Below are 18216 nucleotides of genomic sequence, written 5' to 3'. Positions count from 1 at the left end.
AGCACAGGGTCCGGACCGCGCAATACTGCGTGGTCCGGGCCTTGTTGCACGTCAGCCCTCCAAAGGAGTCCTGGACCAGTCATGAAGACGATCGACGAACTTCTCGCCGAAGGGGTCGAAGGCAAGCGGGTCTTTGTCCGCGCCGACCTCAATGTGCCGCTCGCCGACGGCACCATCACCGACGACGGCCGCATCCGCGCCGTCCTGCCGACCGTCACCAAGCTCGCCGAAGCCGGCGCCAAGGTGATCGTCGCCTCGCACCTCGGCCGCCCCAAGGGTGCGCCGGACCCGGCGTTCTCGCTGCTTCCCGCCGCCGAGCGCCTCGGTGAACTCCTCGGCAAGCCCGTGGCGTTCGCCCAGGACACCGTCGGCCCCGCCGCGCACGACGCGGTCGACGGCCTCGAGTCCGGCCAGGTCGCCGTGATCGAGAACCTCCGCTTCAACGCGGGCGAGACGTCCAAGGACGACACCGAGCGCGGTGAGTTCGCCGACAAGCTCGCCGCCCTCGCGGATGTCTACGTAGGCGACGGATTCGGCGCCGTGCACCGCAAGCACGCCTCCGTGTACGACCTTCCCGCGCGCCTGCCGCACTTCGCGGGCTACCTCATCGCCACCGAGGTCGGCGTCCTGAAGAAGCTCACCGAGGACGTCAAGCGTCCGTACGTGGTCGCGCTCGGCGGCGCCAAGGTCTCCGACAAGCTGGCCGTCATCGACCAGCTGCTCGGCAAGGCCGACCGTCTCCTGATCGGCGGCGGCATGGCCTACACCTTCCTGAAGGCGCAGGGCCACGAGGTCGGCATCTCCCTCCTCCAGGAGGACCAGGTCCCGACCGTCAAGGAGTACATCAAGCGCGCGCAGGACAGTGGCGTCGAGCTGGTCCTGCCCGTCGACGTGCTGGTCTCCACCGACTTCCCCGACCTGAAGACCAAGGCTCCGGCCAACCCCACCACGGTCGCCGCGGACGCCATCCCGGCCGACCAGGAGGGTCTGGACATCGGACCCGAGACCCGTAAGCTCTACGCCTCGAAGCTCGCCGACGCGGCCACCGTCTTCTGGAACGGCCCGATGGGCGTCTTCGAGCACCCGGACTACGCCGAGGGCACCAAGGCGGTCGCCCAGGCCCTCCTCGACTCCCCGGCCTTCACGGTCGTCGGCGGTGGCGACTCCGCCGCGGCCGTCCGCACGCTGGGCTTCGACGAGAACGCATTCGGCCACATTTCCACCGGCGGCGGCGCCTCCCTCGAATACCTCGAGGGTAAGACGCTCCCCGGCCTCGCCGCACTGGAGAACTGACACCTGATGACTACGCGTACCCCGCTGATGGCGGGCAACTGGAAGATGAACCTCAACCACCTCGAGGCCATCGCGCACGTCCAGAAGCTCGCCTTCGCCCTCGCCGACAAGGACTACGAGGCCGTCGAGGTCGCCGTCCTGCCTCCCTTCACCGACCTGCGTTCGGTGCAGACCCTGGTCGACGGCGACAAGCTCAAGATCAAGTACGGCGCCCAGGACATCTCGGCGCACGACACCGGTGCCTACACCGGTGAGATCTCGGGCCCGATGCTCTCCAAGCTGAAGTGCACGTACGTGGCCGTCGGCCACTCCGAGCGCCGTCAGTACCACGACGAGAGCGACGAGATCTGCAACGCCAAGGTGAAGGCCGCCTACAAGCACGGCCTGACCCCGATCCTCTGCATCGGCGAGGGCCTCGACATCCGTGAGGCCGGCCAGCAGATCCAGTACACCCTCGCCCAGCTCGACGGCGGTCTGAAGGACCTCCCCGCCGAGCAGGCCGAGTCCATCGTCATCGCGTACGAGCCGGTGTGGGCGATCGGCACCGGCAAGGTCGCGACCCCCGAGGACGCCCAGGAGGTGTGCGGCGCGATCCGCGGCCGCCTCGCCGAGCTGTACTCGCAGGAGCTCGCCGACAAGGTGCGCATCCAGTACGGCGGCTCCGTGAAGTCCGGCAACGTCGCCGCGATCATGGCGCAGCCCGACGTCGACGGCGCCCTGGTGGGCGGCGCCGCGCTGGACTCGGACGAGTTCGTCAAGATCGTCCGCTTCCGCGACCAGTGAGTATGCGGTAGCGCCGATACGTCGTACCCTTGCGGGGGCCGGACGGCTTCTCATCAAGAGGCATCCGGCCCCCGTCGTCGATACAGAGCCGATTCAGATCCGAGGAAGTTGGTCCAGCCGTGGTTATGGGGTTCTCGATCGCCCTGATCGTCTTCAGTGGGCTGATGATGCTCCTTGTGCTGATGCACAAGGGCAAGGGCGGCGGCCTTTCCGACATGTTCGGTGGCGGCATGCAGTCGTCCGTCGGCGGCTCGTCGGTCGCCGAGCGCAACCTCGACCGCATCACTGTCGTGGTCGGTCTTCTCTGGTTCGCGTGCATTGTCGTGCTCGGTCTGTTGATGAAGGTGAACAACTGACCGCGAAAGCGGCTTGATTGCTACCTTGCGAAAGCTTCACCTAAAGCCCCATGTACGGTGCGCGCCGCACGGCGCGGATTATCATGGGGCTTGCGTGTCGGGGTGCGGGTGTAACTCCGAACACTGGACGCGCGTTGGGCCTTACGTAGACTGAGGCGCCCGCAGCAGCACCATCACGCAGGGGAGTTACGACCGTGGCAAGTGGCAACGCGATCCGAGGAAGTCGGGTCGGGGCGGGGCCGATGGGCGAGGCCGAGCGCGGTGAGTCCGCGCCGCGTCTGCGCATCTCCTTCTGGTGCTCCAACGGACACGAGACGGTGCCCAGCTTCGCCAGCGACGCGCAGGTCCCCGATACCTGGGACTGCCCTCGCTGCGGCTTCCCCGCAGGTCAGGACCGGGACAACCCGCCGGACCCACCCCGCACCGAGCCGTACAAGACGCACCTCGCGTATGTACGTGAGCGGCGCACCGACGCGGACGGCGAGGCGATTCTCGCGGAGGCGCTGGCAAAACTACGGGGCGAGATCTAGAGCGTTGAGAAGGGCCGGACATCAGTGGATGTCCGGCCGCTGTGCTTTCATGCGGCGTTTACCGGCACGTGTGCGGACAGACAGCTTCAGAGATCTCATATCGGGCCCTGATCAATTAGGTTGGAACGTGCAGCGGGGCAAGGTACGTACACAGGTACGAGAGAAGGCTGAAGTCCGAGATGAACGCAGAAAGCCGCGCCAGGCTCAACCAGACGCCCGAATGGGCGGCGATCGGCAAGCACCGGGAGCAGCTGGGGGAGGTGCAGCTGCGTGATCTTTTCGCCGAGGATCCGGCGCGCGGCACGGCATACACACTCCAGGTCGGCGACCTGCACGTCGACTACTCCAAGCACCTCGTCACGGACGAGACGCTGACGCTTCTGCGCGAGCTCGCCGCGGCCACCGACGTCTTCGGTCTGCGGGACGCCATGTTCCGCGGCGAGAAGATCAACACCACCGAGGACCGCGCCGTCCTGCACACGGCGCTGCGCGCCCCGCGGGACACGGTGATCGAGGTCGACGGTGAGAACGTCGTGCCGGCCGTGCACGCCGTGCTCGACAAGATGAGCGCCTTCGCGGACAAGGTCCGTTCCGGCGAGTGGACCGGGCACACCGGCAAGCGCATCAAGAACATCGTGAACGTCGGCATCGGCGGCTCGGACCTCGGCCCCGCCATGGCGTACGAGGCGCTGCGCTCCTTCACCGACCGCGACCTCACCGTGCGATTCGTGTCGAACGTCGACGGCGCCGACCTGCACGAGGCCGTGCGTGACCTGGACCCGGCCGAGACGCTGTTCGTCATCGCGTCGAAGACGTTCACGACGATCGAGACCATCACGAACGCCACCTCGGCGCGCGACTGGCTCCTGACCGGCCTGCGCGCCGACCAGAGCGCCGTCGCCAAGCACTTCGTGGCCCTGTCGACGAATGCCGAGAAGGTCTCCGACTTCGGCATCGACACGGCCAACATGTTCGAGTTCTGGGACTGGGTCGGCGGCCGTTACTCGTACGACTCGGCGATCGGTCTCTCGCTGATGATCGCGATCGGACCGGACGCGTTCCGCGAGATGCTGGCCGGCTTCCACCTCGTCGACGAGCACTTCCGCACCGCGCCCGCCGAGTCCAACGTGCCGTTGCTGCTCGGCCTGTTGGGCATCTGGTACGGCAACTTCCACGACGCCCAGTCGCACGCGGTCCTGCCGTACTCGCACTACCTCTCCAAGTTCACCGCCTACCTCCAGCAGCTGGACATGGAGTCCAACGGCAAGTCGGTGGGCCGTGACGGCGAGCCGGTCGACTGGCAGACGGGCCCGGTCGTCTGGGGCACCCCGGGCACCAACGGCCAGCACGCGTACTACCAACTCATCCACCAGGGCACGAAGTTGATTCCGGCCGACTTCATCGGCTTCGCCGAGCCCGTCGCCGACCTGCTGCCCGGTCTGGTCGCCCAGCACGACCTCCTGATGGCCAACTTCTTCGCGCAGACGCAGGCGTTGGCCTTCGGCAAGACGCCCGACGAGGTGCGGGCCGAGGGCGTGTCCGAGGAACTCGTCCCGCACAAGACGTTCAAGGGCAACCACCCCACGACGACGATCCTCGCCAAGGAGCTGACACCGTCGGTTCTCGGCCAGCTCATCGCGCTCTACGAGCACAAGGTGTTCGTGCAGGGCGCCGTGTGGAACATCGACTCGTTCGACCAGTGGGGTGTCGAGCTCGGCAAGGTGCTCGCCAAGCGCATCGAGCCCGCCCTGACGGAGGGTGCGGACGTACCCGACCTCGACGGGTCCACGACTGCGCTGGTCGCCAAGTATCGGGACCTGCGCGGGCGTTGAGCCGCTGAAAGCCGTACGGCCCGGTCCGCCTCCGAGGAGGTGGGCCGGGCCGTACGGCTGTGCATGAACCTCAGGGAGAAGCCGGTGGATACAGGTCGCGCGGCAGCTGCGAGGCCGCCGCGGCGTCGAGCAGCCACAGCGTCCGCGACCTGCCGTACGCGCCCGCCGCGGGCGCCTGTACCTCGCCCGCGCCCGACAGGGCGATCGCCGCGGCGTTCGCCTTGTCCTCGCCCGCCGCGAGCAGCCACACCTCACGGGCCGAGCGGATCGCCGGGAGCGTCATCGTGATGCGCACGGGCGGCGGCTTGGGAGCGCCGTGCACGCCGACCACCGTCCGCTCCGTCTCGCGGACCGCGGGCAACTCCGGGAAGAGCGAGGCGACATGGGTGTCCGGGCCGACGCCGAGCATCAGCACGTCGAACGTCGGCACCGGGCCATGGTCCTCGGGCCCCGCGGCCGCGGTGAGCTCGGCCGCGTAGACTCCGGCGGCCGCGTCCACCTCGTACGCGCCGTCCGACGCGGGCATCGGATGCACCCGGGCCGGGTTCAGCGGCACCGAGTCGAGCAGTGCCTCCTTGGCCTGGGTGTAGTTGCGCTCCGGGTCGCCGTCCGGCAGGAAGCGCTCGTCGCCCCACCACAGGTCAAGGCGCGACCAGTCGATCGCGTCCTTCGCCGGGGACGAACCCAGCGCCGCGAGCAGGCCGTTGCCGTTGCGGCCGCCGGTGAGGACCACCGACGCGAAGCCGCGGGCGGCCTGCGCGTCGACGATCTTCGTGATGAGGCGGTCCGCCGCGGCCTGCGCCATCAGCTCCTTGTCGCGGTGCACCACCAGCTGCGGGGCCGCGCTCATTTCGCCGCCGCCTTCTTGGCCGGGGCCTTCTTCGCGGGAGCGCTCTTCTTCGCCGCTTCCGCGGGCTCCTCCACCGCGGGAACCGCGGTTTCCGCCGCGTACTCGCCCAGGCGTTCCACGCCGTACTTCAGCGCGGACGCGTAGGTGTCGTCCGGGTCGAGACGGCGCAGTTCCTCGGCGATCAGCTCAGCCGTCTCGCGGCGCTTGAGCGCCACCGCGCGGTCGGGCTGGCCCTGGACGGAGAGCGTGGCCAGCGAGCCGTCGGCCCGGCCGAGCACGATGGGACCGCAGTCGGTGTCCATGCGTACGCCGGTGAGGCCGGGGCCCGCGGACAGCGAGCGCTTCACGGGGACGTGGAGGCGGTCCGCGAGCCACATGGCGAGCAGCTCGCAGCTCGGGTTGAACTCCTCGCCCTCCACCTCGACCGAGGTCACCTTGCAGGCGATCTGGTCGAGAGCCGCCGCGAGCATCGAGCGCCACGGGGTGATCCGGGTCCAGGCCAGGTCCGTACTGCCGGGGTGGTAGGACTCGGCGCGGGCGGTCAGCTCGCGGATCGGGTCCTCGGCCGCGTACGAGTCCGTGACACGGCGCTGAGCCAGGGCGCCGAGCGGATCGTTGGCAGCGTCGGCCGGGGCGTTCACCGGCCACCACACGACCACGGGGGCGTCGGGAAGCAGCAGCGGCAGGACGACCGACTGGGCGTGGTTGATGACCTCGCCGTAGAGCCGCAGGATCACCGTCTCGCCGGTGCCCGCGTCCGCGCCGACCCGTACCTCGGCGTCGAGGCGCGACGTCGTGCGGTCACGGGGCGAGCGCGCGGCGCGCTTGATGACGACCAGGGTGCGCGAGGGGTGTTCGCGGGACGCTTCGTTGGCGGCCTTCAGGGCGTCGTAGGCGTTCTCCTCGTCGGTGACGATGACGAGGGTGAGGACCATGCCGACGGCCGGGGAGCCGATCGCCCTGCGGCCCTTCACGAGCGCCTTGTTGATCTTGCTGGAAGTGGTGTCCGTCAGGTCGATCCTCATGGGCGACGCCAGCTCCGTCCGTCTCGTGCGAGCATTTCGTCCGCCTCGGACGGGCCCCAGGTCCCGGACGGGTACTGCGCGGGCTTGCCGTGCTTGTCCCAGTACTCCTCGATCGGGTCGAGGATGTTCCAGGACAGCTCGACCTCCTCCGTGCGCGGGAAGAGGTTGGCGTCGCCGAGCAGGACGTCCAGGATCAGGCGCTCGTACGCCTCCGGGCTGGACTCGGTGAAGGACTCGCCGTACGCGAAGTCCATCGACACGTCGCGGATCTCCATGGAGGTGCCGGGCACCTTCGAGCCGAACCGCACCGTGATTCCCTCGTCGGGCTGGACGCGGATGACGATCGCGTTGTGGCCCAGCTCCTCCGTCGCCGTGTGGTCGAAGGGGGAGTGGGGCGCGCGCTGGAAGACGACCGCGATCTCGGTGACACGGCGGCCAAGGCGCTTGCCCGTACGGAGGTAGAAGGGGACGCCCGCCCAGCGGCGGTTGTCCACCTCCAGCTTGATGGCCGCGTAGGTGTCGGTCTTCGACTTGGGGTCGATGCCGTCTTCCTGGAGGTAGCCGACGGCCTTCTCGCCGCCCTGCCACCCCGCGGCGTACTGCCCGCGGACCGTGCTCTCGCCGAGGTCCTTGGGCAGCTTCACGGCGCCGAGGACCTTCGCCTTCTCGGCGACCAGCGCGTCCGCGTCGAAGGAGGCGGGCTCCTCCATCGCGGTGAGCGCCATCAGCTGGAGCAGGTGGTTCTGGATGACGTCACGGGCGGCGCCGATGCCGTCGTAGTAGCCGGCCCGGCCGCCGATGCCGATGTCCTCGGCCATGGTGATCTGGATGTGGTCCACGTACGACCGGTTCCAGATCGGCTCGAACATCTGGTTGGCGAAGCGGAGCGCCAGGATGTTCTGAACGGTCTCCTTGCCGAGGTAGTGGTCGATCCGGAACACCTGGTCCGGGGCGAACACCTCGTGCACGATCGAGTTGAGCTCCCGGGCCGACGCCAGGTCGTGCCCGAAGGGCTTCTCGATGACGCCGCGGCGCCAGGAGCCCTCGGGGGCGTCCGCGAGCCCGTGCTTCTTGAGCTGCTGGACGACCTGGGGGAAGAACTTCGGCGGCACGGAGAGGTAGAAGGCGAAGTTGCCGCCCGTGCCCTGCGCCTTGTCGAGGTCCTGGATGGTGGCCTTGAGCTGCTCGAAGGCGGCGTCGTCGTCGAAGTTGCCCTGGACGAAACGCATCCCCTGGATGAGCTGCTGCCAGACCTCCTCGCGGAACGGCGTGCGCGAGTGCTCCTTGACCGCGTCATGGACGACCTGGGCGAAGTCCTCGTCCTCCCAGTCGCGACGGGCGAAGCCGATGAGCGAGAAGCCCGGCGGCAGCAGCCCTCGGTTGGCGAGGTCGTAGACAGCGGGCATCAGCTTTTTACGGGACAAATCGCCCGTGACGCCAAAGATGACCAGGCCCGACGGCCCCGCGATACGCGGGAGCCGTCGGTCTGCGGCGTCACGCAGCGGATTGCTGCTTGACAAGGTGGTCAGCCCTCCGAAGGGGTGAGGCGCTTGAGCTCCGCCTCGGTGGACTTGAGCAGGTCGTTCCAGGACGCCTCGAACTTCTCGACGCCCTCGTCCTCGAGCAGCTGCACCACGTCGTCGTAGCTGATGCCGAGCTTCTCGACGGCCTCGATCTCACCGCGCGCCGCGTCGTACGTCCCGGCCACGGTGTTGCCCGTGATCTGGCCGTGGTCGGCGGTGGCCTCCAGGGTCGCCTCCGGCATCGTGTTCACCGTGTTCGGCGCGACCAGGTCGTCGACGTACAGGGTGTCCTTGTACGCCGGGTCCTTGACGCCGGTCGATGCCCACAGCGGACGCTGCTTGTTGGCCTGCGCCTTGTCGAGCGCGGCCCAGCGGTCGGAGGAGAAGACCTCCTCGTACGCCTCGTACGCGAGACGGGCGTTGGCGAGCGCGGCCTTGCCCTTGGCGGACTTGGCCTCGTCGGTGCCGAGCGCGTCCAGGCGCTTGTCGATCTCGGTGTCCACGCGGGACACGAAGAAGGACGCCACCGAGTGGATCTTGGAGAGGTCCAGGCCCGCGGCCTTCGCCTTCTCCAGGCCCGCCAGGTACGCGTCCATGACCTCGCGGTAGCGCTCGAGCGAGAAGATCAGCGTCACGTTCACGCTGATGCCCCTGCCGATGACCTCGGTGATCGCGGGCAGGCCCGCCTTCGTCGCCGGGATCTTGATGAGCGTGTTCGGGCGGTCCACCAGCCAGGCGAGCTGCTTGGCCTCGGCGACCGTCGACTTCGTGTTGTGCGCCAGGCGCGGGTCGACCTCGATCGACACGCGGCCGTCCTGGCCGCCCGTCGCGTCGAAGACCGGGCGCAGGATGTCGGCGGCGTCACGGACGTCCGCCGTCGTGATCATGCGGATGGCCTCTTCGACGGTGACACCGCGCGAGGCGAGGTCGGAGAGCTGCTGGTCGTAACCGTCGCCCTGCGAGATCGCCTTCTGGAAGATCGACGGGTTCGTGGTGACACCCACCACGTGGCTCTGGTCGATCAGTTCGGCGAGGTTGCCGGACGTGATCCGCTTGCGCGACAGGTCGTCCAGCCAGATCGCGACGCCTTCGTCGGAGAGGCGCTTGAGTGCGTCTGTCATGGGGTTACATCTCCTACTTGTCGTATGTCGGCGTCAGCGCTGAGCGGCGTCGATCGATTCCCGGGCTGCGGCCGCGACGGCGTCGGCGGTGAAGCCGAACTCGCGGAACAGCACCTTGCCGTCGGCCGAGGCACCGAAGTGCTCCAGCGAGACGATGCGCCCGGCGTCACCCACGAAGCGGTGCCAGGTCAGGCCGATGCCCGCCTCGACCGCCACGCGCGCCTTGACGGACGGCGGAAGGACGCTGTCGCGGTACCCCTGGTCCTGCGCCTCGAACCACTCGACGCACGGCATCGAGACGACGCGCGTGGGAACACCCGCGGCCTGCAGCTGCTCGCGCGCCTCGACGGCGAGCTGCACCTCGGAGCCGGTGCCGATGAGGACGACCTCGGGGGTGCCGCCGTCGGCCTCGAAGAGGACGTAGCCACCCTTGACGGCGCCTTCGGTGACCTCGCGGTCGTACGTCGGCACGCCCTGACGGGTCAGCGCGAGGCCGTGCGGGGCGCCCTTGCCGAACTCCTTGGTGTAGCGCTTGAGGATCTCGCGCCACACGACGGCGGTCTCGTTCGCGTCCGCCGGGCGGACCACGTTCAGGCCCGGGATGGCACGCAGCGAGGCCAGGTGCTCGACCGGCTGGTGCGTCGGGCCGTCCTCGCCGAGACCGATGGAGTCGTGCGTCCACACGTACGTCACCGGGAGGTGCATCAGCGCGGACAGACGGACGGCGTTGCGCATGTAGTCGGAGAACACCAGGAAGGTGCCGCCGAAGATGCGGGTGTTGCCGTGCAGCGCGATGCCGTTCATCTCCGCGGCCATGGAGTGCTCGCGGATACCGAAGTGGATCGTGCGGCCGTACGGGTCCGCCTCCGGCAGCGGGTTGCCCACCGGGAGGAACGACGACGTCTTGTCGATCGTGGTGTTGTTCGAGCCCGCGAGGTCGGCGGAGCCGCCCCACAGCTCGGGGATCACCGCGCCGAGCGCCTGCAGGACCTTGCCGGACGCGGCACGCGTAGCGACACCCTTGCCCGCCTCGAAGACCGGGAGCTTCTCCTCCCAGCCCTGCGGGAGCTCGCCCGCGGCGATGCGGTCGAAGTCCGCGGCGCGCTCGGAGTCGGAGGTGCGCCAGGCGGCGAAGCCCTTCTCCCACTCGGCCTTGGCGTCACGGCCGCGGTCGAGCGCCGCACGGGTGTGCGCGAGGACCTCGTCCGGGACCTCGAAGGTCTGCTCCGGGTCGAAGCCGAGGACACGCTTGGTGGCCGCGACCTCTTCGTCGCCGAGCGCCGAGCCGTGCGCGGCCTCGGTGTTCTGCGCGTTCGGCGCGGGCCAGGCGATGATCGAGCGCATCGCGATGAAGGAGGGACGCTCCGTCTCCGCCTTCGCGGCCAGGATCGCCTTGTAGAGGGCGGCCGGGTCGAGGTCGCCGTTCTCCTTGGGCTCCACGCGCTGGACGTGCCAGCCGTAGGCCTCGTACCGCTTCATGGTGTCCTCGGACACCGCGGTCTCCGTGTCGCCCTCGATGGAGATGTGGTTGTCGTCCCACAGCAGTACGAGGTTGCCGAGCTTCTGGTGCCCGGCCAGCGACGACGCCTCGCCGGAGATGCCCTCCTGGAGGCAGCCGTCACCGGCGATCGCGAAGATGTGGTGGTCGAACGGCGACTCGCCGGCAGCGGTCTCCGGGTCGAACAGACCACGCTCGTAACGGGCGGCCATCGCCATGCCCACGGCGTTCGCGACGCCCTGGCCGAGCGGGCCCGTCGTCGTCTCCACGCCCGTGGTGTGCCCGTACTCCGGGTGGCCCGGGGTCTTCGAGCCCCAGGTGCGGAACGCCTTCAGGTCATCGAGCTCCAGGCCGAAGCCGGCCAGGTAGAGCTGGATGTAGAGGGTCAGGGACGAGTGGCCCGCGGAGAGAACGAACCGGTCGCGCCCGGTCCACTCGGCGTCCGCGGGGTCGTGCCGCATCACCTTCTGGAAGAGGGTGTACGCGGCGGGCGCGAGGCTCATGGCCGTACCAGGATGGCCGTTGCCGACCTTCTGTACGGAGTCCATGGCCAGGACGCGGGCAGTATCAACAGCCCGCTGGTCCAGTTCGGTCCACTCGAGGTCTGTGGTGGTCGGCTTGGTGCTCACCCTGAGTCAGGGCTCCTCTCCACATGTCGAATGCCGGCGATGTAGATCCCACCGGCCGATGTCGAGCCTACCGCTGTAAAGACGTGCATTTTTTCGAGTCATTCCAGAGTGCCGGGGTGCGCCGTCATCCGCCTCCCGAAAGGGATCCACGGTGTTCACCATGTGATCCGTAAGCCGCTCATCTGGACTCTCACAACGAGTGCGGCTCCGCTCATCTGAACGGGTGTCGGGCCGTGTTTCGGGCGGCCCAACACGCTGCTCAACACGACCCCACCCCCGCGAAGGGCGAGGTATGGGCAACGTCTACAGTGGCGTGGTACGCGCGAGCCTTTACCGGATCTTCATGTCTGAACGTCCGACGCGGCTCGCTGGGAAGTCTCTGTCAGGGGTGTGCGTGACGGCCGTTGAATCCCGTCCAGCGGGAGCAATTGGGACGAGCTCTAGCCCAAGCCACCGGCCGCTCGGGGCCCGTGTCATGGCGTTCGTGGCGCTGACCAAGCCGCGAATCATCGAACTCCTCCTGATCACCACCGTTCCGGTGATGTTCCTCGCCGAGCAGGGGGTGCCCGACCTCTGGCTGGTCTTCGTGACCTGCCTCGGCGGCTACCTGTCGGCGGGTGGCGCCAACGCGCTCAACATGTACATCGACCGCGACATCGACGCCCTGATGGACCGTACGTCCCAGCGGCCCCTGGTCACGGGGATGGTCAGCCCCCGCGAGTGCCTCGTGTTCGGCGTCGCGCTCGCGGTCGCCTCCACGCTGCTCTTCGGCCTCGTCGTCAACTGGCTGTCCGCCTGGCTCGCCCTCGGTGCGCTGCTCTTCTACGTGGTCGTCTACACGATGATCCTGAAGCGCCGGACCTCGCAGAACATCGTCTGGGGTGGCATCGCGGGCTGCATGCCGGTCCTCATCGGCTGGTCCTCGGTCACGAACTCCCTGTCGTGGGCGCCGGTCATCCTCTTCCTCGTCATGTTCTTCTGGACGCCGCCGCACTACTGGCCGCTGTCGATGAAGGTCAAGGACGACTACGCGCGCGTGGGCGTGCCGATGCTGCCGGTCGTCGCGTCGAACAAGGTGGTCGCGCGGCAGATCGTCCTCTACAGCTGGGTGATGGTCGCCGTCTCGCTGCTGCTGCAGCCGCTGGGCTACACCGGCTGGTTCTACACGATCGTGGCCGGCGTGACCGGCGGCTGGTGGCTGTGGGAGGCGCACGGGCTGCAGAACCGCGCCAAGGCCGAGGTCACGGGCGGCAAGCTCAAGGAGATGCGGCTCTTCCACTGGTCGATCACCTACGTCTCGCTGCTCTTCGTGGCGGTCGCGGTGGACCCCTTCCTTCGCTGAGCCGAAGACGTTCCCGACGGGCGGGGTACGTGGTGTTGAACGCCACGTACCCCGCCCGTCGCCAGTTGATCTACCCGTCGGTAGCATCCTGCCCATGGCAGACACGGCAGAGACGCAGCAGGTCGAGGACAGCAAGCAGGCAGCCCGCGCGGACAAGAAGGCGGCCAAGCTGGCCAAGCAGATCGGTGCCTTCGCCCAGGCGCACGGCGGTGCCGAGGGTCAGATCGCGTACATCGGGCACGAGGGCACCCGCATCGTCCTGGTCGGCGAGGACGGCGGCTGGGGCGACCTGGTGGCGCCCACGTACGCCATCGCGCAGAGCGCCGTGGAGAAGGCCGGGATCACCGTCCACGAGGACTTCGACGGTGACTTCGCGGCCAAGGTGAAGACCGGCCCGTACGAGTGGTCGCGGATGGCCGGCATCCAGCTCGGCGGCAAGAGCAACGGCTGACGGCGCCGAGACCGTGCCGGACAGAACGGCCGTGAGCAACACCTGACACCCGGGTCACCCGTTAGGACGGTAGGAGCACGTCCGTCTACGGGGAGCCCGGATGATCGAAACGCCGTCCCTGGTGGACCAGTACTGCCACGGTGTGCTGCGTACGGAGCTGGGCCTCGGCACCTTCGAGGCCCACCTCGGGCGCGGTGAGGGGCCTCCCGCACCCGGCACCACCTTCTTCGACACCCAGACGGGCTTCGCCGTACGCCGCTGGTGCCCGCCCCTGCTCGGCCTCGAACCGCACTGTCCGCCCGCCCGCTATCTCGCCCGCCGCCGTGAGCTGGGCGTCCTGGAGGCGGGGCGGCGGCTGCTGCGGGGGAGCGGCATCACGACGTATCTCGTGGACACGGGGCTGCCCGGCGACCTGACGGGGCCCGGCGAGATGGCGTCAGCCGGTGACGCCGACGCCCGTGAGATCGTCCGCCTGGAATTACTGGCCGAACAGGTGGCCGACACCTCGGGCACCGTCGACTCGTTCCTCGCCAACCTCGCCGAGTCCGTACACGCGGCCGCCGCGAACGCCGTCGCCTTCACCTCCGTCGCCGGAGTGCGGCGCAGTCTCGCTCTCGCCCCCGAACCGCCGGGCCCCGGCGAGGTGCGGGGAGCGGCGGGGCGCTGGCTGGCCCGGCGGCAGGTGGGCGGGGCGCTCGAAGACCCCGTGCTGCTGCGGCATCTGCTGTGGATCGCCGTCGCGTCGGGGCGTCCGCTGCAACTGCACGCGGGGGCGGGGGACCCGGAGTCACACTTCGGCGGCTTCGCGCGGGCAACCGCGGGGCTCGGCACCGACCTCGTCCTGCTGCACGGCTATCCGTACCACCGCAACGCCGCGGACCTCGCGGGCGTCTTCCCGCATGTGTACGCCGATCTGGGGCCCGCCCTGGTGCGTACGGGGGCCCGCGCGGCCGCCGTGCTCGCGGAGATCCTGGAGCTTGCGCCCTTCGGCAAGCTGCTGTTCTCCAGTGGCGCGCACGGCCTTCCCGAACTGCACGTCGTGGGCGCACGGCTGTTCGGGGAAGCGATGGGGCGCGTGCTCGGCGGGTGGGTCGCGGAGGGGGCGTGGTCGCTGCCGGACGCGCAGCGTGTCGCGGGGCTCATCGCGGCGGGCAACGCCCGCCGCGTGTACGGCCTGACCGACGGCTGAGGTCAGACGGCCGAGAGCTGCGAGTCGTCGGCCTGGGCCGGCAGGCCGGAGGTGGTGTACGGACGCTCGCGCAGCGAGAGCAGGACACGCATCACGCCGATCCAGACCACGCACGAACCGAACATGTGCAGTCCGACCAGGACCTCGGGCAGATCCGTGAAGTACTGGACGTAACCGATCGCGCCCTGGGCGAGCAGGATCAGGAACAGGTCGCGGGTGCGGTGCAGCGGGCCCTTGGGGGCGTCGACGGCCTTGAGGACGAACCACAGGGCGAACGTCAGCGTCACCACGATCCAGGCGAACACGGCGTGCAGCTTGCTGACGGTCTCCCAGTCGAAGCCCATCCGCGGTACCTCGCTGGAGTCACCGGCGTGCGGCCCGGAGCCCGTCACGATCGTGCCGACCGCGATGAGCAGCACGGACGCCGCGACCAGGAACCACACCAGCTGCACGACGGCCTTGCCGACCAGCGGGCGTACATCGCCGTCGCCCTCGCGGGTGCGCTGCCACATCGTGACGGCGACCGCGATCAGGGCGGTGGAGAGCAGGAAGTGCGCCGCGACCGTCCACGGGTTCAGGCCGACGAGCACCACGATGCCGCCCAGTACGGCGTTGCCCATGACGAGCCAGAACTGGACCCAGCCGAGCCGGGTCAGGCTGCGCCGCATCGGTTTCTGCGAGCGCGCCGCGATGATCGCCCAGCCGACGGCCGCGCACAGCACGTACGTCAGCATGCGGTTGCCGAACTCGATGGCTCCGTGGAAGCCCATCTCGTGGGTGGCCGTCAGGGAGTCGTCCGTGCACTTGGGCCAGGTCGGGCAGCCGAGGCCCGATCCTGTCAGCCGGACGGCGCCGCCGGTGACCACGATGCACACCGTCATCGCGAGCGAGATGAGGGCGGCGCGCTGGACGGTCCGCTGCTGCGGGGTCCAGCGTTCGGCGATGAAGGCGAGCGGGTTGCGCACGGCGGAGACGGCGTCGGCTCGGGTCACGTTTGGCACGGGCCCATCGTAGGGGGCCGCTTGTGCACGGCTTCACGAGGGGGACGTATCCGGGCCTTCTGTGACGCCGGTTACGCCGCCAGTCACTCCCAGCGGAAGAACTTGCCGGCCGCGCCGAGCCCCAACACCGCCCAGACCACCAGGATCCCGAGGTTCCCCCACGGCATCCCCGCACCGTCCTGCAGCACGTCCCGCAGCCCGTCGGAGAGCGCGGAGATCGGCAGCAGCCCGAGCACCGCCTGGGCCGCGTCCGGGAACTTGTCCAGCGGCACGATGACGCCGCCGCCCACCAGCAGGAGCAGGAAGACGAGGTTCGCGGCGGCGAGCGTCGCCTCCGCCTTGAGGGTGCCCGCCATCAGCAGACCGAGCCCGGAGAAGGCCGCCGTGCCGAGGATCAGGAGGAGCAGTACGGCGAAGGGGTTGCCGTGCGGTGACCAGCCGAGCGCGAAGGCGATCACCGTCAGGAGCACGATCTGCAGGACCTCGGTGACCAGGACCGACAGGGTCTTCGCCGCCATCAGCGCCCACCGGGGCAGCGGCGAGGCGCCGAGCCGCTTGAGCACGCCGTAGCGGCGCTCGAAGCCCGTGGCGATGGCCTGCCCGGTGAACGCCGTCGACATCACGGCGAGGGCGAGGATGCCGGGGGCCAGGAAGTCCACCGCCTTGCCGTCGCCCGTGTCGACGATGTCGACCGCGCTGAACAGCACGAGGAGGAGGGTCGGGATCACGACGGTCAGCAGCAGCTGCTCGCCGTTGCGCAGCAGCATCTTCGTCTCGAGCGCCGCCTGTGCGGCGATCATGCGGGGGAGCGGGGCGGCGCCCGGCTTCGGTGTGTACGTACCGGCGGCGCTCATCCGCGCAGCTCCTTGCCTGTGAGCTCCAGACTGTGCCTTCCCGGGGGACAACCCCCGGACCCCCGGCCGAAAGTCGAGTGGGCCGGGATCATGAGCGCAACTCCTTGCCGGTGAGTTCCAAGAACACGTCTTCCAGGGTGTGGCGTTCGACGGCGATCTTCTCCGGCATCACGCCGTGCTGGGCGCACCAGGAGGTGACCGTGGCGAGGAGCTGCGGGTCGACCGTGCCGCTGACGCGGTAGGCGCCGGGGGTGAGTTCGGCCGCCGCCGAGTCCGGCGGGAGTGCCTTGAGGAGGGACGCGACGTCGAGTCCGGGGCGTCCGGAGAAGCGCAGGGTGTTCTCGGCGCCGCCGCGGCACAGGGCCTCGGGGGTGCCCTCGACGATGACCTTGCCCGCGTCGATGATCGCCACCTCGTCGGCGAGCTGCTCGGCCTCGTCCATGTGGTGCGTGGTGAGGATGACGCTGACGCCGTCGGTACGCAGATCGCGTACGAGGTCCCAGGTGGCCCGGCGTGCCTGCGGGTCAAGGCCCGCGGTCGGCTCGTCCAGGAAGACCAGCTCGGGCCGTCCGACCACGGCCATGGCGAGCGCGAGGCGCTGCTGCTGGCCGCCGGACAGACGCCGGTAGGTGGTGCGGCCGCAGCTCTCCAGGCCCAGGCGCTCGATCAGCGCGCCCACGTCGAGCGGGTGCGCGTGCAGCTTCGCCATGTGGCGCAGCATCTCGTCGGCGCGGGCGCCGGAGTAGACACCGCCGGACTGGAGCATCACGCCGATGCGGGGGCGCAGCGCGCCGGCCTCGCGGACCGGGTCCAGGCCGAGGACGCGGACCGTGCCCGCGTCGGGCCTGCGGTAGCCCTCGCAGGTCTCGATCGTGGTGGTCTTGCCTGCGCCGTTCGGCCCGAGGACCGCGGTGACGGTGCCCGCACGGACCCGGAGGTCGAGGCCGTCCACCGCGGTTTTCTTGCCGTACCGCTTGACCAGGCCGGTGACCTGGACGACGGACTCAATTCCCATGGCGGGAAGTCTAGAGAGGGGCGGGAGGCCCGCGGGCAGGGGGCTGCTACCCGGCCCACTCGGCGCGGGAGCGGTGGGTGTCGAGCCAGCGCTCGGCGTAGGCGACCGCATCGGCCACCGGGAAGAGGCGGGCCGTAGCCGCGCCCACCGTGCCGCGCACCACGGGGCGGTCCCGCTCGAAGTCGGCGCCGAGTTCGTCGAAGCGCTCGTCGGTGATCGATGCCTCGCGGACCGTCATCCAGCAGCGTCCCTCCGGGGTCATGACCGCGAAGGAGTTCTCGACCTGCGGTACCGGGATCCGGTACTCGGCCAGGTGGAAGGTGGTGCAGGAGTCGAAGCCCGCGCCGAGCAGCAGGACCCGGGCGCCCGATTCCTCCAGGCGGGCCAGCGGGCTGCGCTCACCGAGGCGGCAGTCCAACGCGTGTCCCTCCAGGAGGGCCGCCGCGCGGGGGCCGACCGCGGCGAAGGAGGTCTGCGGGTGGGCGCTGCGCCGGGCGCCGGGCCAGGTCCGTACGGTCTCGGGGATCACGCCGATGCCTCGGGTGGGGGTGGTGTGCGGGTCGTAGGCGGGGATCGAGGCGCGGATCTCGGGCCACCAGGACTCCGGCACGGGCGGATTTCCCCACTCCGCGGGGTCGGAGTTGTCGCTGGAGTGCGTGGGAACCACCAGGGTCCCCTTTTGGACCAGTACGTCCAGGAGCGCCTGGACGGCGGCGACCGGACCGCCGCTCACCCATCCCAGGGCGCTCAGCGAGGAGTGCACGAGGAGGGTCTCCCCGGCGGTCACGCCGAGCTCCCGGAGGTCGGTCGCGAGGGAAGCACGCGTGCACAAAGGCCCGGTCGGAGGGGGTGTCGACATGGTCAGGGAGTCTCCTCGCACCCTTACTCGCGCGCCACCGATTTGATCGATCAGTGATCATTTCC

General features: G+C 69.5%; 17 protein-coding genes. 8 read left to right on the top strand and 9 right to left on the bottom strand.

Annotation, left to right across the window (positions count from 1 at the left end; translation table 11 throughout):
• Positions 1-81: 81 nt before the first annotated feature.
• From ABXJ52_RS08820 to pgi, 5 genes are all read left to right on the top strand, one after another.
• Positions 82-1293, top strand: a complete 1212-nt coding sequence (locus tag ABXJ52_RS08820) for a phosphoglycerate kinase (protein ID WP_367040679.1) — start codon at positions 82-84, stop codon at positions 1291-1293.
• Positions 1294-1299: 6 nt separating this feature from the next.
• Positions 1300-2076, top strand: coding sequence for a triose-phosphate isomerase (tpiA, locus tag ABXJ52_RS08815; RefSeq protein WP_367040677.1), 777 nt, complete (start codon positions 1300-1302; stop codon positions 2074-2076).
• Between the two features lie 125 nt (positions 2077-2201).
• Complete coding sequence (gene secG, locus ABXJ52_RS08810; RefSeq protein WP_067430519.1) at positions 2202-2432, top strand: preprotein translocase subunit SecG; 231 nt, start codon at positions 2202-2204, stop codon at positions 2430-2432.
• A 194-nt stretch (positions 2433-2626) separates the two neighbouring features.
• Positions 2627-2962, top strand: a complete 336-nt coding sequence (locus ABXJ52_RS08805; protein ID WP_363208051.1) for an RNA polymerase-binding protein RbpA — start codon at positions 2627-2629, stop codon at positions 2960-2962.
• 179 nt (positions 2963-3141) lie between these two features.
• On the top strand, positions 3142-4794 hold the full coding sequence (gene pgi, locus ABXJ52_RS08800) for a glucose-6-phosphate isomerase (protein WP_367040674.1): 1653 nt from the start codon (positions 3142-3144) through the stop codon (positions 4792-4794).
• 70 nt (positions 4795-4864) lie between these two features.
• Here the strand turns inward: pgi and pgl are convergent, their stop codons facing one another.
• Genes pgl through tkt form a run of 5 tightly spaced genes read right to left on the bottom strand, consistent with a single transcriptional unit; the run spans position 4865 to position 11440 of the window.
• Positions 4865-5644: a 6-phosphogluconolactonase gene (pgl, locus tag ABXJ52_RS08795; protein ID WP_367040672.1), complete on the bottom strand. Its 780-nt coding sequence runs from the start codon at positions 5642-5644 to the stop codon at positions 4865-4867.
• On the bottom strand, positions 5641-6669 hold the full coding sequence (gene opcA / locus ABXJ52_RS08790; protein ID WP_367040670.1) for a glucose-6-phosphate dehydrogenase assembly protein OpcA: 1029 nt from the start codon (positions 6667-6669) through the stop codon (positions 5641-5643). Before opcA ends, pgl begins: the two co-directional genes overlap by 4 nt.
• On the bottom strand, positions 6666-8198 hold the full coding sequence (gene zwf, locus ABXJ52_RS08785; protein WP_367048912.1) for a glucose-6-phosphate dehydrogenase: 1533 nt from the start codon (positions 8196-8198) through the stop codon (positions 6666-6668). The genes opcA and zwf overlap by 4 nt, the downstream gene beginning before the upstream one ends.
• Complete coding sequence (tal, locus tag ABXJ52_RS08780) at positions 8195-9313, bottom strand: transaldolase (protein ID WP_367040668.1); 1119 nt, start codon at positions 9311-9313, stop codon at positions 8195-8197. Before tal ends, zwf begins: the two co-directional genes overlap by 4 nt.
• 33 nt (positions 9314-9346) lie before the next feature.
• A complete protein-coding gene (gene tkt, locus ABXJ52_RS08775; protein WP_367040667.1) occupies positions 9347-11440 on the bottom strand; it encodes a transketolase in 2094 nt (697 codons plus the stop codon).
• Positions 11441-11828: 388 nt separating this feature from the next.
• On the opposite strand from tkt, the gene ABXJ52_RS08770 reads away from it, so the two are divergent.
• From ABXJ52_RS08770 to ABXJ52_RS08760, 3 genes are all read left to right on the top strand, one after another.
• Positions 11829-12782 carry a heme o synthase gene (locus ABXJ52_RS08770; protein WP_367048910.1) on the top strand — a complete coding sequence of 318 codons (954 nt, stop codon included), beginning with the start codon at positions 11829-11831 and terminating at the stop codon, positions 12780-12782.
• A 94-nt stretch (positions 12783-12876) separates the two neighbouring features.
• Positions 12877-13233: a hypothetical protein gene (locus ABXJ52_RS08765; RefSeq protein WP_367040665.1), complete on the top strand. Its 357-nt coding sequence runs from the start codon at positions 12877-12879 to the stop codon at positions 13231-13233.
• Positions 13234-13333: 100 nt separating this feature from the next.
• A complete protein-coding gene (locus ABXJ52_RS08760) occupies positions 13334-14422 on the top strand; it encodes an amidohydrolase family protein (protein WP_367040664.1) in 1089 nt (362 codons plus the stop codon).
• A gap of 2 nt (positions 14423-14424) precedes the next feature.
• On the opposite strand, the gene ABXJ52_RS08755 is transcribed toward ABXJ52_RS08760, so the two are convergent.
• From ABXJ52_RS08755 to ABXJ52_RS08740, 4 genes are all read right to left on the bottom strand, one after another.
• Complete coding sequence (locus ABXJ52_RS08755) at positions 14425-15414, bottom strand: COX15/CtaA family protein (protein WP_367048908.1); 990 nt, start codon at positions 15412-15414, stop codon at positions 14425-14427.
• 92 nt (positions 15415-15506) lie between these two features.
• Entirely contained in the window at positions 15507-16277 is a 771-nt protein-coding gene (locus tag ABXJ52_RS08750) for an ABC transporter permease (protein WP_367040662.1), read from the bottom strand.
• Positions 16278-16365: 88 nt separating this feature from the next.
• The gene (locus tag ABXJ52_RS08745; protein WP_367040660.1) at positions 16366-17292 is read right to left on the bottom strand and encodes an ABC transporter ATP-binding protein; all 927 of its coding nucleotides are present in this window, start codon (positions 17290-17292) and stop codon (positions 16366-16368) included.
• A 46-nt stretch (positions 17293-17338) separates the two neighbouring features.
• Positions 17339-18151: an AAC(3) family N-acetyltransferase gene (locus ABXJ52_RS08740; protein WP_367040658.1), complete on the bottom strand. Its 813-nt coding sequence runs from the start codon at positions 18149-18151 to the stop codon at positions 17339-17341.
• Positions 18152-18216: the final 65 nt, after the last annotated feature.

It is taken from the genome of Streptomyces sp. Je 1-332 (genome assembly GCF_040730185.1).
GTDB lineage: Bacteria > Actinomycetota > Actinomycetes > Streptomycetales > Streptomycetaceae > Streptomyces.
This window is presented reverse-complemented; position numbering and strand designations above follow the sequence as displayed.

Excerpts from the sequence above, each read along its gene's own strand:
- opcA (WP_367040670.1), bottom strand. The coding sequence starts at position 6,669 with ATGAGGATCGACCTGACGGACACCACTTCCAGCAAGATCAACAAGGCG.
- ABXJ52_RS08745 (WP_367040660.1), bottom strand. The coding sequence starts at position 17,292 with ATGGGAATTGAGTCCGTCGTCCAGGTCACCGGCCTGGTCAAGCGGTAC.
- secG (WP_067430519.1), top strand. The coding sequence starts at position 2,202 with ATGGGGTTCTCGATCGCCCTGATCGTCTTCAGTGGGCTGATGATGCTC.
- ABXJ52_RS08740 (WP_367040658.1), bottom strand. The coding sequence starts at position 18,151 with ATGTCGACACCCCCTCCGACCGGGCCTTTGTGCACGCGTGCTTCCCTC.
- ABXJ52_RS08750 (WP_367040662.1), bottom strand. The coding sequence starts at position 16,277 with ATGAGCGCCGCCGGTACGTACACACCGAAGCCGGGCGCCGCCCCGCTC.
- tpiA (WP_367040677.1), top strand. The coding sequence starts at position 1,300 with ATGACTACGCGTACCCCGCTGATGGCGGGCAACTGGAAGATGAACCTC.
- ABXJ52_RS08820 (WP_367040679.1), top strand. The coding sequence starts at position 82 with ATGAAGACGATCGACGAACTTCTCGCCGAAGGGGTCGAAGGCAAGCGG.
- ABXJ52_RS08760 (WP_367040664.1), top strand. The coding sequence starts at position 13,334 with ATGATCGAAACGCCGTCCCTGGTGGACCAGTACTGCCACGGTGTGCTG.
- tal (WP_367040668.1), bottom strand. The coding sequence starts at position 9,313 with ATGACAGACGCACTCAAGCGCCTCTCCGACGAAGGCGTCGCGATCTGG.
- ABXJ52_RS08765 (WP_367040665.1), top strand. The coding sequence starts at position 12,877 with ATGGCAGACACGGCAGAGACGCAGCAGGTCGAGGACAGCAAGCAGGCA.
- pgl (WP_367040672.1), bottom strand. The coding sequence starts at position 5,644 with ATGAGCGCGGCCCCGCAGCTGGTGGTGCACCGCGACAAGGAGCTGATG.
- pgi (WP_367040674.1), top strand. The coding sequence starts at position 3,142 with ATGAACGCAGAAAGCCGCGCCAGGCTCAACCAGACGCCCGAATGGGCG.